The 12718-nt window shown below is 64.6% G+C and carries 11 protein-coding genes; 4 read left to right on the forward strand and 7 right to left on the reverse strand.

Going from position 1 to position 12718, the window contains the following annotated elements; all coding sequences use genetic code 11:
* Positions 1-5: 5 nt before the first annotated feature.
* Positions 6-935, reverse strand: coding sequence for a Bug family tripartite tricarboxylate transporter substrate binding protein (locus ACN9MV_RS27515; RefSeq protein WP_258353006.1), 930 nt, complete (start codon positions 933-935; stop codon positions 6-8).
* 140 nt (positions 936-1075) lie between these two features.
* Here ACN9MV_RS27515 and ACN9MV_RS27520 point away from each other — a divergent pair, with 140 nt between their 5' ends.
* Positions 1076-1525: a MarR family winged helix-turn-helix transcriptional regulator gene (locus ACN9MV_RS27520; protein ID WP_093079603.1), complete on the forward strand. Its 450-nt coding sequence runs from the start codon at positions 1076-1078 to the stop codon at positions 1523-1525.
* A 1-nt stretch (position 1526) separates the two neighbouring features.
* Here ACN9MV_RS27520 and rtcA read toward each other — a convergent pair whose 3' ends face one another.
* The 6 genes from rtcA to ACN9MV_RS27550 form a co-directional block, all read right to left on the reverse strand.
* Positions 1527-2564: an RNA 3'-terminal phosphate cyclase gene (gene rtcA / locus ACN9MV_RS27525; RefSeq protein WP_426390385.1), complete on the reverse strand. Its 1038-nt coding sequence runs from the start codon at positions 2562-2564 to the stop codon at positions 1527-1529.
* The gene (locus ACN9MV_RS27530) at positions 2557-3405 is read right to left on the reverse strand and encodes a nucleotidyltransferase domain-containing protein (protein WP_093079782.1); all 849 of its coding nucleotides are present in this window, start codon (positions 3403-3405) and stop codon (positions 2557-2559) included. Before ACN9MV_RS27530 ends, rtcA begins: the two co-directional genes overlap by 8 nt.
* Positions 3406-3431: 26 nt before the next feature.
* Positions 3432-4388: a ribonuclease Z gene (locus ACN9MV_RS27535; protein ID WP_426390386.1), complete on the reverse strand. Its 957-nt coding sequence runs from the start codon at positions 4386-4388 to the stop codon at positions 3432-3434.
* Positions 4388-5038 (reverse strand): zinc-ribbon domain containing protein, encoded by a 651-nt coding sequence (locus ACN9MV_RS27540; protein ID WP_426390387.1) that lies wholly within the window; start codon positions 5036-5038, stop codon positions 4388-4390. Before ACN9MV_RS27540 ends, ACN9MV_RS27535 begins: the two co-directional genes overlap by 1 nt.
* 81 nt (positions 5039-5119) lie before the next feature.
* Positions 5120-6343 (reverse strand): RtcB family protein, encoded by a 1224-nt coding sequence (locus ACN9MV_RS27545; RefSeq protein WP_093079613.1) that lies wholly within the window; start codon positions 6341-6343, stop codon positions 5120-5122.
* Between the two features lie 785 nt (positions 6344-7128).
* Positions 7129-8682, reverse strand: coding sequence for a vWA domain-containing protein (locus tag ACN9MV_RS27550; RefSeq protein ID WP_426390388.1), 1554 nt, complete (start codon positions 8680-8682; stop codon positions 7129-7131).
* A 212-nt stretch (positions 8683-8894) separates the two neighbouring features.
* Here ACN9MV_RS27550 and rtcR point away from each other — a divergent pair, with 212 nt between their 5' ends.
* Genes rtcR through ACN9MV_RS27565 form a run of 3 tightly spaced genes read left to right on the forward strand, consistent with a single transcriptional unit; the run spans position 8895 to position 12704 of the window.
* Entirely contained in the window at positions 8895-10502 is a 1608-nt protein-coding gene (gene rtcR, locus ACN9MV_RS27555) for an RNA repair transcriptional activator RtcR (RefSeq protein ID WP_093177499.1), read from the forward strand.
* Positions 10503-10518: 16 nt separating this feature from the next.
* Positions 10519-11379, forward strand: coding sequence for a 2'-5' RNA ligase family protein (locus ACN9MV_RS27560; RefSeq protein WP_426390389.1), 861 nt, complete (start codon positions 10519-10521; stop codon positions 11377-11379).
* Positions 11380-11402: 23 nt separating this feature from the next.
* Positions 11403-12704, forward strand: a complete 1302-nt coding sequence (locus ACN9MV_RS27565; protein ID WP_426390390.1) for an SMI1/KNR4 family protein — start codon at positions 11403-11405, stop codon at positions 12702-12704.
* The last annotated feature ends 14 nt before the right edge of the window (positions 12705-12718 follow it).

Here is a 12718-nt window from a genome sequence, read left to right on the forward strand (position 1 = left end):
ATGAATCACTCCGGTTTGATGTTGAGCTTGTCCAGCACGTCCTGCCAGGTCTTGCGGTCGTCGGCGATGTAGCGCGCCAGCTGTTCGGGAGTGCCAGGGCGCGGGTAGGTGCCCAGCTCGCGCGACTTGGCCACCACGTCGGGCAACAGCAGCGCCTCGTTCATGTCCTTGTTGAGCTTCGCGAGCACCTGCGGGTCGACGCCCTTCTTCGCGATGACGGCGAACCAGCCGTGGGCCACCGCGCCAGGCACTGTCTTGCTCGCGAGCGGGAATTGCTCCAGCCCGGCCTCGACGCGGTCGCCCATGCTGGCCAGCACGCGCATGCGCCCGCCCTGCACGTTGCCGGCGACCACGTTGTAGGTCTCGACCATCATCTGGGTCTGCCCGCCCAGCGTGGCCTGCATGGCCTGTGCACCGCCCGGGTAGTGCACTTCGAGAAACTGCGCGCCCGACTGCAGCCCAAGCAATGCCGAAGCCAGGTGCGGCGCGGTGCCGCGGCCGTTGTCTGCCACCTCGATGCCCTGCGGCTTGGCGCGTGCGGCGGCGATGAAGTCCGCGAGCGTCTTGTAGGGCGAATTGGCCGGTACCGCGAGCATGAAAGGCGCGACAGCCGCGAGCGTGACCGGCACGAAGTCGCGGTTGAAGTCGTAGGTCACGCCCTTGATGGTGCTCGGCGCCACCGAGATGGCCGAGCCCTGCACGAAGCCGAAGGTGTAGCCGTCGGCGGACGCGGCCAGGATCGCGTTCATGCCGATCACGCCGCTGCCGCCGGGCTTGTTGTCGACGATCACGCCCTGTCCCCACTTCTCTCCGAGCTTGGCGCCCACATGGCGGATCAGCACGTCAGGCGCCGACCCTGCGGGGAACGGCACCACGAAGCGCACCGCCTGCTGGGGCCACTTGGCAGCCGTTCCCTGAGCGTTTGCCAGCGGCATCGTTCCCAGGAAAGACAGTGCAACGGCACATGCGACGGTAGCTCGGCGTAAAGGCTTCAGGCTCATGATCGTCTCCGCATTTGCTTGATTATTCAAGTAATTGCGGCGGACTATATACTTGATTGTTCAAGCATGTCTAGATGAAAACCCTGCCCCAAGATCACGACCTCGAGAAGGCCATTCCCTTCCTGCTGGCACGCGCCGGCGCGCGCATGGGCAATGCCTTTGCGAAGGCATTGAAGCCCTACGGACTCAGCCTCAGCGAATGGCGCGTGTGTGCGTCGCTGCAGCACACGCCGCGGCAAACGCTGTCTGAACTGGCGATGCACGCATCGACCGACCTGTCGGCGCTGTCGCGCATCGTCGACCGGCTGGCGGCGAATGAACTGGTGGCGCGCGAGAAGTGCGACACCGACAAGCGCGCGGTGCGCATCGCGCTCACCGAGCGCGGCCTCGCGCTGACCTGCGAGCTGATTCCGCTCGCGCAGCACTACGAGGCGGTGGCCACCTCGGACTTCAGCGCGGCGGAAGTGAAGACGCTGCGCGCGATGCTGCTGCGCCTGTACGCCAACGCGACGCCGCTGGCCTGAGCTAGGCCGGCGAGACCTGCACCGTCGAAGCCTGGCGGCTCTCGGTGATCGCGAAGCGCACCGGCAGAAAGCGCTCGATCACCGCGCAGTTGGTGCGCGTGTGCTCCGTCACCTCGCTGCAGGTAAAGGCGCAGGCCTTCTTGCTCTGCCACGCCGCGAGCGCCAGCAGCAACGCCAGCTGATCCGCAAGGTGCGGGCCGACCGCGGCTTCGCTCTTCTGGAACGCGCGCAGCTCCTTCACCAGACCGTGCGCCACCTGCTCGGCGCTCAGCGACTTCTCGCCGAAGGCCGTGAAGACCTCGGTGACGTGCTCGTACGCCAGCGTGGCCATCAGCGCATTGCCGGGGCCTTCGTTCTGGCGCACCGTGCCGAAACGCAGCTGCTCGCCAGACCAACCCATCGCGCCGCCCAGCGTGTCGAGCTCACGCGTCGGCACATGGCGCGGCAGGCCGGGCGCCAGGCATTCGGCGTAGTTCGACTGGTGCGCGCCGCGCGCCATCAGGTCGAATGGCTGCAGCGCGCCGGCCGCCGGCACGATGGTCGCTTCGACCTCGCCGCCACCGGCCGGATAGAAGCCGCAGCGGCGCAGCGTCAGTTGCAGGTCCGCGCCCAGACGACGCACCAGCGGTGCAAAGGCGCGTTCCAGGAAATGGAAGGGCGGCGCCATCGGGTTGTGCGTACCGCCGCTCAGATGCACACGGCTGGTCGCGCCAGCAAGCAGCAGCGGTGGCAGCACGGTCTGCAGCACCAGCATGCAGCTGCCCGCGCTGGCGATCGCGAAGCGGTACTCACCCGCGCGCACCGGGCCGGGCTGGAAGCGCAGCGACTGCGAACCCAGCTCCGCGCCTTCAACCTGCGCGCCACTGATTTCGGCAACCGCGTTCACGCACGCAAGGTGCTGGCGCATCAGCCCCGGCTTGGCGCGGCCTGCGCGGATCTTCTCGATGGTCAGCGGCTGGCCCGTGACCACCGACAGCGCAAGGCTGGTGCGCAGGATCTGGCCGCCGCCCTCGCCTTGCGAACCGTCGAGTTCAATCATGCGCGGCCTCCGTCTTTGCCTTCTCGAAGCGCAGCACCGTCTCGTGCAGGAATGCATCGAGGCCGGCCTCTTCGGCCTGCGGCAGCGGCGTCACCGGCTCCGCCGCATTGGCTGCCAGCTCGGATTCGATGAACGCATGGATGCCGGGCCAGCGCGGGCTGGTCGCGGCTTCGCCCGCGCGCATCTTCACCTCGAGCAGCGCGTTGATCTCGTCGATCAGCGCCGCATCGCGCACCGGGTCGAGCGTGCGCTGCGCCAGGTCGGCGAAGCGCATCGGCGGCACGCCGGGCTGCGAGCGGATCCAGCGCGCGGCCAGCAGCGGGCGCAGCACATAGAGGTATTTCTTGTAGCGCACCTCGTCAGCCTGCAGGTGCTCGCGGAAATTCTTCTTCGCCATCGAGCTGTAGTGATGCCAGCCGCGCGCGTTGGAAAACACCGCCTCCGACAGGGCGCGGAAACGCGGCATCGCCACCGCGTCGTCGCGGTACACGATGGGCGAGCGCAGCCATTCGAGCAGCGTCGGGTTCGACTCGCGCATCAGGCCCAGCGCCTTGCGCAGGTCCCAGCCGTTGATGTCGAGATCGCCGCTGATCGGCACCTCGATCACGTCGCGGCGCGGCGTCACCGTGAGGTACCACGGCAGGCGGTTGACGTAGATGAAGCGCACGTCGTAGTCGCTGTCGGGCGAGGCAAAGCCCCAGCCGCGGCTGCCGGATTCGCAGGCGAAGAGCACAGTCACGTCGTGCTTCGCTTCGATGTCGCGCAGGGCCTCCATGATCTGCGCGCGCATGGCGGGCTCGATCGGGTGGGCGGAGCGCAGGAATTCTTCTTCGGTGCTCATGACAATCTTCTTTTCTTTCTCTTCCATCAGTCTCGGGTGACGATCACATGGCCGGCACTGTCGAGTTCGTAGACGTCCAGGTCGTTGGCCAGGAACGCATGGCCGCGGTAGTGCGTTTGCGTCTCGGCCATCAGCGCTGCCATGCCCTCTTCGTTCTGGTGGCGCGCGCTGAAATGCGTAAGGATCAGGTTCGGCACTTCGACGGTTTGCGCAAACTCGGCCAATAGGCGCGCGGAACTGTGCATCGGCCCGGGGCCGACCTTGTCGAGTGCGTCCTGCGTGAAGGTGGCTTCGTGCACCAGCAGTTGCGCGCCCTTGCAGGCGTCGTGCAGCAATGCGGGCTCGGCGTTGTCGCCGCCCAGCACCGCGGTGGCCGTGTCCACCTGCGTGTCTGCATAGTCGGCACTGCGCAGCACCTCGCCGTTGAAGGGCACGTCTTCGCCGGTCTGCAGCGCGCGCCATGCGGGCCCTGGCGGCAGGCCGATGGCACGCAGCGCATCGGCCTTCAGCCGCGAGCGGCGAGTCTCGACCTGCACGCGGTAGGCGTGGCTGGGCACCCGGTGCCGCAGCACATGGCGGTCGATGCGCACGCCGGGCGCCTCGTATACCAGCGGCTGGTCTTCGAGATCCACGTGCTCGACCTCGTAGGGCAGATGCAGGTCGGTCAACGCGCGCGTGGCTTCGAACCACTCCCACACCGGCAGCGGTGCGATCAGCTTCAGCGGCTTCGTGCGCTTGCCCATGCCCGCGCTCGCGAGCAGGCCCGGCAGGCCGTAGCAATGGTCGCCGTGCACATGCGTGATGCAGATGGCGACCAGGTCGTTCAGAGACAGCGGCGTTTGCAGCACGCGATGCTGCGTGCCCTCGCCGCAGTCGATCAGGAACCAGTCGGCGTTGAGCCCCGTCTGCACGGCGAGTCCGGAGACGTTGCGGTGGCGCGTGGGGGTGCCTGAGGAGGTCCCCAGGAAAGTCAGTTTCATCATCACGTCGATCGTTCCCTGTACATCAGTGCGCTTCTCGCGGCGTCCGCAGCGACCCGCTCCCAACCAAAGTATCGGCGTCCGCCTTCCGGACGGGCCGCCATGAACGCATGGAGCCTTGCGAGATTCTCCGCGCCTCCCCAACGACCGAGCGTCTGAATCGCTACGACACGCAGGCTCCACCACTTGCTTTGCAGTGCGGCTTCGATTTCGGCTTCGGCTTGCGCATTCGGCTTCGTTGCGCCCAACGCACGCAGGCGATCCGTCTGCTCGCGCAGAAGGTTCGCGCCCGGCCCGGTGTTCCGCAAGCACTGGCGACGCGCGCGGCGGCATGCAAGGCAACGCACCGCCCGGCTATCGATGGCGCCGTGCACTACCTCGTACCACCACTTCTGTTGCTTGGCGGTCCACACCTCTTCGGCACCGCAATCGCGGCAGGTGAAAGGGCGCGCTACGTAGAAGGCAGGCAGCATTCCATACGTGTTGTTATGCAGCTGCAAAACGAGCCGATCCGCCAGCTCTCGTCCAGGCGAGTATTCGTCGTCGGCCCGCAGCGGTCGGACATCCTGCGCGCGCAGGCGTGCAGCCTGTGCGACAGCGCGATTGAGGCGATGCGCCTTGATCTCGGCGCGGCGTTGTTTGTTGCTCTTCATTTTTCTTCGAACCTTCGTACTGCGACGCTACGAAGGCGGGCCCGCTTGTCGCGGACCCTTTCCCCTCCTACAGCATCGCGTTCAACCTTTCACGCAAACGACCTGCTTGAGCGTGTAAACCACCTCCACCAGGTCTTTCTGCGCATCCATCACCGCGTCGATGTCCTTGTAGGCCATCGGAATCTCGTCGATCACGTCGGCGTCCTTGCGGCACTCAACGCCTTCGGTCGCGGCGATCTGGTCGGCCACCGTGTAGAGCTTCTTGGCCTTGGTACGGCTCATCTTTCGACCGGCGCCGTGGCTGCAGCTCATGAAGCTCTCGGGGTTGCCCTTTCCGCGCACGATGAAGCTCTTGGCGCCCATGCTGCCGGGGATGATCCCCAGCTCACCGGCCTTTGCGCTCACCGCGCCCTTGCGGGTGATGAGCACGTCTTCACCGAAGTGCGTTTCGCGGCTCACGTAGTTGTGGTGGCAGTTCACCGCTTCCACATGCGCCTCGAAAGGCTTGGTGATGACCTTGCGCACGGCCGCGACCACGCGCTGCATCATCACTTCGCGGTTCGCACGCGCGAACTTCTGGGCCCAGCCCACCGCACGCACGTAGTCGCCGAAGTACTGGGCGCCTTCCTCGAAGTACGCCAGGTCCTGATCGGGCAGGTTGCGCTGGTGCAGCTCGGCGTCTTTCTTGGCAAGCTCGATGAAGTGCGTACCGATGGCGTTACCCACGCCGCGCGAACCCGAGTGCAGCATGAACCACACGGAACCCGCTTCATCCAGGCACACCTCGATGAAGTGGTTGCCCGTACCCAGCGTTCCCAGGTGCTTGTGGTTGTTGGTGTTCTTCAGGCGCGGGTAGTCTTCGCAGATTGCGTCGAACTCGTCCTTCAGCGCACCCCACGCCACGTCGGTTTCGTTCGGTGGCGTTTCCCACGAGCCTTTATCGCGGCCCATGCGCTTGGGGTTCGAACCGTGTGGCACGGCCTTCTCGATCGCGCCGCGCAGCGGTCCCAGGTTGTCGGGCAGGTCGTTGGCATGCAGCGTGGTCTTGCACGCCATCATTCCGCAGCCGATGTCCACGCCCACCGCGGCCGGGATGATGGCCTTGAAGGTCGGGATCACCGAACCCACGGTCGCACCGATGCCGTAGTGCACGTCGGGCATGGCCGCGATGTGCTTGAACACGATAGGCAGGCGCGCGGCGTTCTCGAGCTGCTTCTGCGCTTCGGCTTCCACGGGCACGCCGCGGGTCCACATCTTCACGGGCACGCCGTTTTCGACTTCGTGGAGGTTGTAGTTCTGTTCCATTTCTTTTCTTTCTGTCTGTCTATCTCTTCTTTACGACCAACTGGTGGACACGGCGGGATTCGAACCCGCATCAATACGGCGACCATGGTTCTTGAGTCCGATGGCCCAGTCGACGATTGGAAACGCGCGCCAGTGACAGACCCGTCATCGGAGCCAGCACCTGCATCCTCAACCTTGCTCGTCAACCGACTTTCCCGCCGTACCTGGTCTTACCCAGGCTGCCGGCAATATCAACATTTTTGGCAGTGGCGCTCCCTTCTGTGCCTGCGTGCCCGAAACAAAAAGAGGTGACCAGGAGCGGCGGGTTGTGAACTGAGCTATCTGCCGAAACAGACCGGGACTCGGACCCGGGACCTTCATGGCCAAGACCATGACGCTCTTACCTGTAAACCCGCCTGCATTCACCTCAAAACAAAAAGCAGCGACAAGAATCGACGAAACGGCGTGCTCTAACCACTGAGCTACGGTCTTCCGACCGGCGGGATTCGAACCCGCGACCACGAGATTAGGAGTCTGTAGTTCCGTCAGCATTCGCTGCAAAAAAAGAGTGCGACGAGGATGGCAAGACATGCCCACCAGCGAACTGGTGTTGGGGTTCGACCCCCGGGCGTCCAGATGTAGTCCTGCCTGCATTCGCACTTCAACCCTTTGCCCCCGTCCGGCGACTAACGTTCGATGTGAGGGAAACATGGTTGGATGTACTCACATCTGCATTCGCCGGACGACGACATCAATCAATTTCTCGGGTGGTGCCGCGAGCCGAGCCCGCGACACCCTCCTTTCTTTCAGATCGAGGTCTCCTCGATCACACCCACCCAGTGGTCGGCGCCCAGGCCACCCGCGGCATACACCGCCAGCAGCTTGAACACTTCGTCGCTGAAGCCGCCGATGTTCAGCACATCGTCACGCTCCTGCGCCTGGGTGGTCGCGTATGGCTGGATGTCAATGCAGACCATCCGGGCCTTCGGGTTGCGCTCCTTGAACGCCGCCCATTCCTGCATGGTCGCGGTACCGCGGCCACGTGCAGGGTCGGCCCACGATTCGTTGTCCGACACCAGCACCACCAGATCGGCTTGCGCCTTCTCGCGGTTCAGCAACGCCAGCGGCGCGCTGCACGAAGTACCGCCACCGCCCACCGCCGCCAGCCTGGCTGCGTTGGTCATCACCGAATCGCGAGGATTCAGCTGCAACGACACCACCTTCGTCTCGAAGGGCAGCACACGCGCATCCGCATTGCGGCGCAGCACAGCGGCAGCAACCAGCGCGGCCACGTCGATGCAGCGCACCGCAGTGGTCGCCGAGCCGCGGCGGCCCGTCACAGGCGAGCTCATCGAGCCCGACACATCAGGGCACACCACCACGCGGCCCTCGAACACCGGCACGTTGGCCAGCGCGAGTTCCATCGCGTCCTGCAGCGCTTCCTTCACCACGTGCGGCACCTCGGTGCCGGTTGCGGTGTAGGCCGCCATCAACTGGTACGGCAGCACGCGGGCCTTGGCCACCGCTTGCGGATCACGCAGCTTGGCAGCCACCGCTTCCGCGAGGCCCGGCAGTGCGAACACGCCGTGGCGGGCAAAGGTGTTCAGGTTCTGACGCACCATCTGCCACGAACCACGCTGTGCGATCTGCACCCATGCCTGCGTATCCAGCTCCAGCGCAGTCAGCATCTGGAACGGCACGTCGGGCACCTCTTGCGCACGGTCGCGCTTGAAGCGTTCGAAGGCCTGCGTCACCGGAGGCAGTGCCTCCAGCACGTACGGACGATCGATCAACCACGCAAACCACGCGGCACGCCAGGCTTCGGCGGGCTTCGGGTGAACCATCTTCACCACGTCGGCCAGCGACGGCGTGTTGCCCACCGAGGCGTTCAACAGCTGCGCTTCAGTCGCTTCGAGCAGCCATTGCTGCACGAGCTTCTTCGGACGCGTACCGAGCGACTTGCGGCCCACCGCGCCGGAACGCAGCATCTGCACGAAGTTGCGCAGCATCTTGCCGTTGTCCACCACGCGGGGGAACACCTTGGCGAGCAGCGACACGTCGCGCACCGCCAGCGTGGCGGCCAGCAGCGCCGGCATGTCCTTCATGTGGCCAGCGCGGCGGGCGTACACAGCCGTCTTGGCCACGAACACCGGATCGACCTCGCGGGCCAGGGCCAGCACGGCGTCGAGTTGATCCTGCGCTTGTGCGTAGAAGGTGTTGTTCAGGCAACCGGTGGCTGCGAGTTGCGCCAGCTGGTGCTTGGGCGACAGCGCGTAGGCGGCACCGCCGGCTTCGTTGCGGGCTGCGGCTTGCGGCTGCAGTGCGCCGCGCAGGGTCTGGAAGAGTTGCAGGTTGGCCATTTGATTGCTCCTTGCGAGGTTCTTTTTGTTCAGTTGTTTTCTTGTGTGTGATCCTTATTGCAATGGGTGTGCCAGTGGTGGCCTGTTCGGCTTTGAATATTTCAAGTCCTTGATTTGGTTGAGCTTTTTCCACCTCAGACCTGATTGATCTCAAAAATCCCAGAAGACTTATCCAGTTTTCTTATAATTTTTGCTAGCTATTTAGCGAATAAATGAAAAAACCCATCGTCGTCATCGGCTTCCTCGGCACCCAGCTCGATGCCGGCCAGGGCGCGGGCCGCTGGAACAAGTGGCGTCCCACCGTCTCGCTCGCCCAGCACGAGGACATGGTCGTCTCGCGCATGGAGCTGCTCTACACGCTGCGGCACAAGGCGCTGGCGGAAGTGGTCAAGGCCGACATCGCCACCGTGTCCCCCGAGACCACCGTCAACCTCGTGCCGCTCGACCTTGCGGACCCGTGGGATTTCGGCGAGGTCTACACGCGCCTGTACGACTGGGCGCGCAGCTACAGCTTCGACACCGAGCGCGAGCAGTACTGGACGCACATCACCACCGGCACGCACGTTGCGCAGATCTGCATGTTCCTGCTGTCGGAATCGCGCGTGGTGCCCGGCGTGCTGGCACAGACTTCGCCGCCCAGGAAGCAGCGCGAAGGCGAGGCCGGCAAGTGCACGCTGATCGACCTCGACCTGTCGCGCTACGACGTGATCGCGCGGCGCTTCGATGCAGAGCAGCGCGATGCGGTCGCGTTCCTGAAGAGCGGCATCGCCACGCGCAACGCGCGCTTCAATGCGCTGATCGACGAAATCGAACGCGTGGCCGTGCGATCGCGCGCGCCGATCCTGCTGATCGGGCCGACGGGCGCTGGCAAGTCGTTCCTGGCGCGGCGCATGTTCGAGCTGAAGCAGGCGCGGCACCAGATGACGGGGCCATTCGTGGAAGTGAACTGCGCGACGCTGCGAGGGGACGGGGCGGCGTCCACGCTGTTCGGGCACAAGAAGGGCTCCTTCACCGGAGCGGCAAGCGACCGCGCGGGCCTGCTGCGCACTGCGCACCAGGGCGCACTCTTCCTCGACGAGATCGGCGAACTCGGGCTCGACGAGCAGGCAATGCTGCTGAAGGCGATCGAAGAGAAGCGCTTCTTTCCAGTGGGCGCAGACAAGGAAGTGGAGAGCGATTTCCAGCTCATCGCCGGCACCAACCGCGACCTGCGCAGCGACGTAGCCGAAGGCCGATTCCGCGAGGACCTGTTCGCACGGATCAACCTCTGGACCTACGACCTGCCGGGCCTCGCGCAGCGCCCCGAGGACATCGAGCCCAACGTCGATCACCTGCTGGCCATTCACGCAACGGAGAACCATCGCGTGGTGCGCTTCAACGCCGAGGCACGCGCTGCCTACCTGCGCTTTGCACAGAGCGGCGAGGCGATCTGGAGCGGCAACTTCCGCGACCTGTCGGCGAGCGTGACGCGGCTGGCGACACTGGCCGATGGCGGGCGCATTCCAGTGGCACTGGTAGAGGCGGAGATTGCGCGGCTGCGGTGGCTGTGGAAGCACCAGGGGCCGTCGGCAGTCGCGGGCGGCGACGTCGATCTCGATGCGCTGCTCGGCGAAGAGCGCGCAGCAGCGCTCGACCTGTTCGACCGCCTGCAGCTCGAAGCGGTGGTGCGCGTCTGCCGGCAATCGCGCAGCCTGTCCGATGCGGGCCGCCAGCTCTTCCAGGCCTCGCGCGCGCAACGCAGCGTGGTGAACGATGCGGACAGGCTGCGCAAGTACCTCGTCAAGCACGGGCTCGACTGGGGCCAGACCGCCAACGCCTGAGCTATCCTCCGCCGCGATGGCCATCTCCGCATTCGCCGTGAAAGTCCCCGCTGCCGAGGCTCTTGTCGGGGACCTGCGCCGCCGCTACGACGCGACTGTCGCACTCGGCGTGCCGGCACACATCACGGTGCTCGTGCCTTTCATGGACCCTGCCCTGATCACACCCGAAGTGCTGGAGCGTGCGCAGCAGGTTCTGAACAAGACGCCGTCGTTCGACTTTTCCCTGGCCAAGGTCGAGCGCTTCCCCGAAACCGCCTACCTCGCACCGGAGCCGGCCGCGCCCTTCATCGAAATGACGATGGCGCTCGTGGAAGCCTTCCCCGATTTCCCGCCGTACGGCGGCGAGCACCAAGGCGTCATTCCGCATCTGACGGTGGCGCACGGCAACACGCTCGACGCGGATGCGGCAGCCGCCGAACTGCAGATTCGCCTCCTCGCATCTGGCGCCGTGCATGCGACGTGCGCCGAAGTCACGCTGATAGAAAACTCGTCCGGGCGCTGGCAAGACATGCATGTCTTCCAGCTGCCCCAAGCCTCCACCCGATTCATGCGCAACGTCCTCTTCATCTGCAGCCGCAACCAGTGGCGCAGCCCGACCGCGGAACAACTCTGGCGCCGGCACCCGCTGATTTCCGCACGCTCCGCCGGCACGAGCCCGAACGCGCGGCACAAGGTGTCCGTCGACGACATCGAATGGGCCGACGTGATCCTCGTGATGGAAGAAAAGCACAAGTCGCGGCTGGTGGCCGAGTTCACGCGGATGCTGGAAGGCAAGCCGATCCATGTGCTCGACATTCCCGATGAATACAAATACATGGACCCCGAACTGGTCGAGGAACTTCAACGCTCGGCTCCATCGATTCTCGGAATCGAATAACAAGCAAGAGGAATGAGCCCGTCGTGACCGATATCCTGTCCCACCTTCAAACGCTCAAGCGGCTCGACCTGGACTGCAGTTGCTTCGCGGCGAAAGCGCACTGGTACGACCTGAATCCGCCGCTTTCCGAAGAAGAGGTCGCGCAGGTGGAGGCAAAGCACCAGTGCAGGTTTCCCGATGAGTACCGCAGGTTCATCACCGAGATCGGGAATGGCGGTGCAGGCCCGGCGTATGGCGTGTTTCCTCTCGGCATGCAGGACCAGAGTCACGACCTCTCCAGTTGGGACGACGGCTACAAGCTCGTCGGAGACTTGTCGAAACCGTTCCCCTTGCGCAGCGCATGGAACCTCCCTGATGACTTCTGGAGTCAACAACCCGATCCGCCAGAAGATATGCCCGTCGACGAACAAGACCGGTTGCATGAAGCCTGGGACAAACGGCTTGAAAGCGACTACTACGCAACAAGCATCACCGACGGAGCCATCCCCATCTGTCATGAAGGATGCGCCTTGCGCAATTGGCTGGTCGTCAGCGGCCCGCTGGCAGGCACCGTCTGGCGCGACCTGCGCGCGGACTACGGCGGCATCGAGCCCTTCCTGAACAAGGACGGAACCCCCATGGGTTTCAACGACTGGTACTTGCACTGGGTCGAGCAGAACATCCAGCAAGTCTCCGAGTCGCAAGCACGGGCCCGCTTATCCAAGGCCTTCTCTCCCAGGCTCTCAAATCTCTCGAACCCAAAGGCCGCGGCGTTTGCGATCTTCTGCGCCCAGGCCCTTTATCCCAACCTCGAGGCTTACGCCTCGGCCATCGGCTTCGGCACGGAGTTCGCGCTGCAGGATCGGTTGGATGAGGTGCTGTGGGCACAACTGCTGCAGCAGCACTTCGAATTACCAGTTGGATGCGACGAAATGGTGGACGGCATGCTCAACGTACAGCACGACCTGGCACGGCACCTGTCGTCAACAAAGACCGCCAGCCCTGGCGACGTCGGCATGAAGGCCGCGATTTTTTCGTACATCGCCGCATGCGCATTCTGGTTCGACAAAGGCAGCCCGCAGCAACTGCTGGCCGCTATACAGGGCGCAGTTACTGGTGACTCCATATTGGACGAAGCGGAGTCCGAACTCCGTTGGGCACTCGACCAGCTCGAAAGCGAGCCGTCGGAATGGGCACCTGCAAGCACCGTCGAAAGCCTCAGGAATCGCGCAAAGGCTTGCAAGATATTCCTGTCGCCGGATGCGTCCGAGCCGGATGCTCCATCGGCAATCGCATCGGCAAAACATCCGTGGTGGAAGCGCTGGCTCTCCACCGCCCCGAACTGAAGAGGCATGCAGCA

Origin of the sequence: Variovorax sp. R-27 (genome assembly GCF_049913215.1) — a bacterium.
In the GTDB taxonomy this organism is placed as follows: Bacteria; Pseudomonadota; Gammaproteobacteria; order Burkholderiales; family Burkholderiaceae_C; genus Variovorax.

Excerpts from the sequence above, each read along its gene's own strand:
- ACN9MV_RS27515 (WP_258353006.1), bottom strand. The coding sequence starts at position 935 with ATGCCGCTGGCAAACGCTCAGGGAACGGCTGCCAAGTGGCCCCAGCAG.
- ACN9MV_RS27520 (WP_093079603.1), top strand. The coding sequence starts at position 1,076 with ATGAAAACCCTGCCCCAAGATCACGACCTCGAGAAGGCCATTCCCTTC.
- rtcA (WP_426390385.1), bottom strand. The coding sequence starts at position 2,564 with ATGATTGAACTCGACGGTTCGCAAGGCGAGGGCGGCGGCCAGATCCTG.
- ACN9MV_RS27530 (WP_093079782.1), bottom strand. The coding sequence starts at position 3,405 with ATGAGCACCGAAGAAGAATTCCTGCGCTCCGCCCACCCGATCGAGCCC.
- ACN9MV_RS27535 (WP_426390386.1), bottom strand. The coding sequence starts at position 4,388 with ATGATGAAACTGACTTTCCTGGGGACCTCCTCAGGCACCCCCACGCGC.
- ACN9MV_RS27540 (WP_426390387.1), bottom strand. The coding sequence starts at position 5,038 with ATGAAGAGCAACAAACAACGCCGCGCCGAGATCAAGGCGCATCGCCTC.
- ACN9MV_RS27545 (WP_093079613.1), bottom strand. The coding sequence starts at position 6,343 with ATGGAACAGAACTACAACCTCCACGAAGTCGAAAACGGCGTGCCCGTG.
- ACN9MV_RS27550 (WP_426390388.1), bottom strand. The coding sequence starts at position 8,682 with ATGGCCAACCTGCAACTCTTCCAGACCCTGCGCGGCGCACTGCAGCCG.
- rtcR (WP_093177499.1), top strand. The coding sequence starts at position 8,895 with ATGAAAAAACCCATCGTCGTCATCGGCTTCCTCGGCACCCAGCTCGAT.
- ACN9MV_RS27560 (WP_426390389.1), top strand. The coding sequence starts at position 10,519 with ATGGCCATCTCCGCATTCGCCGTGAAAGTCCCCGCTGCCGAGGCTCTT.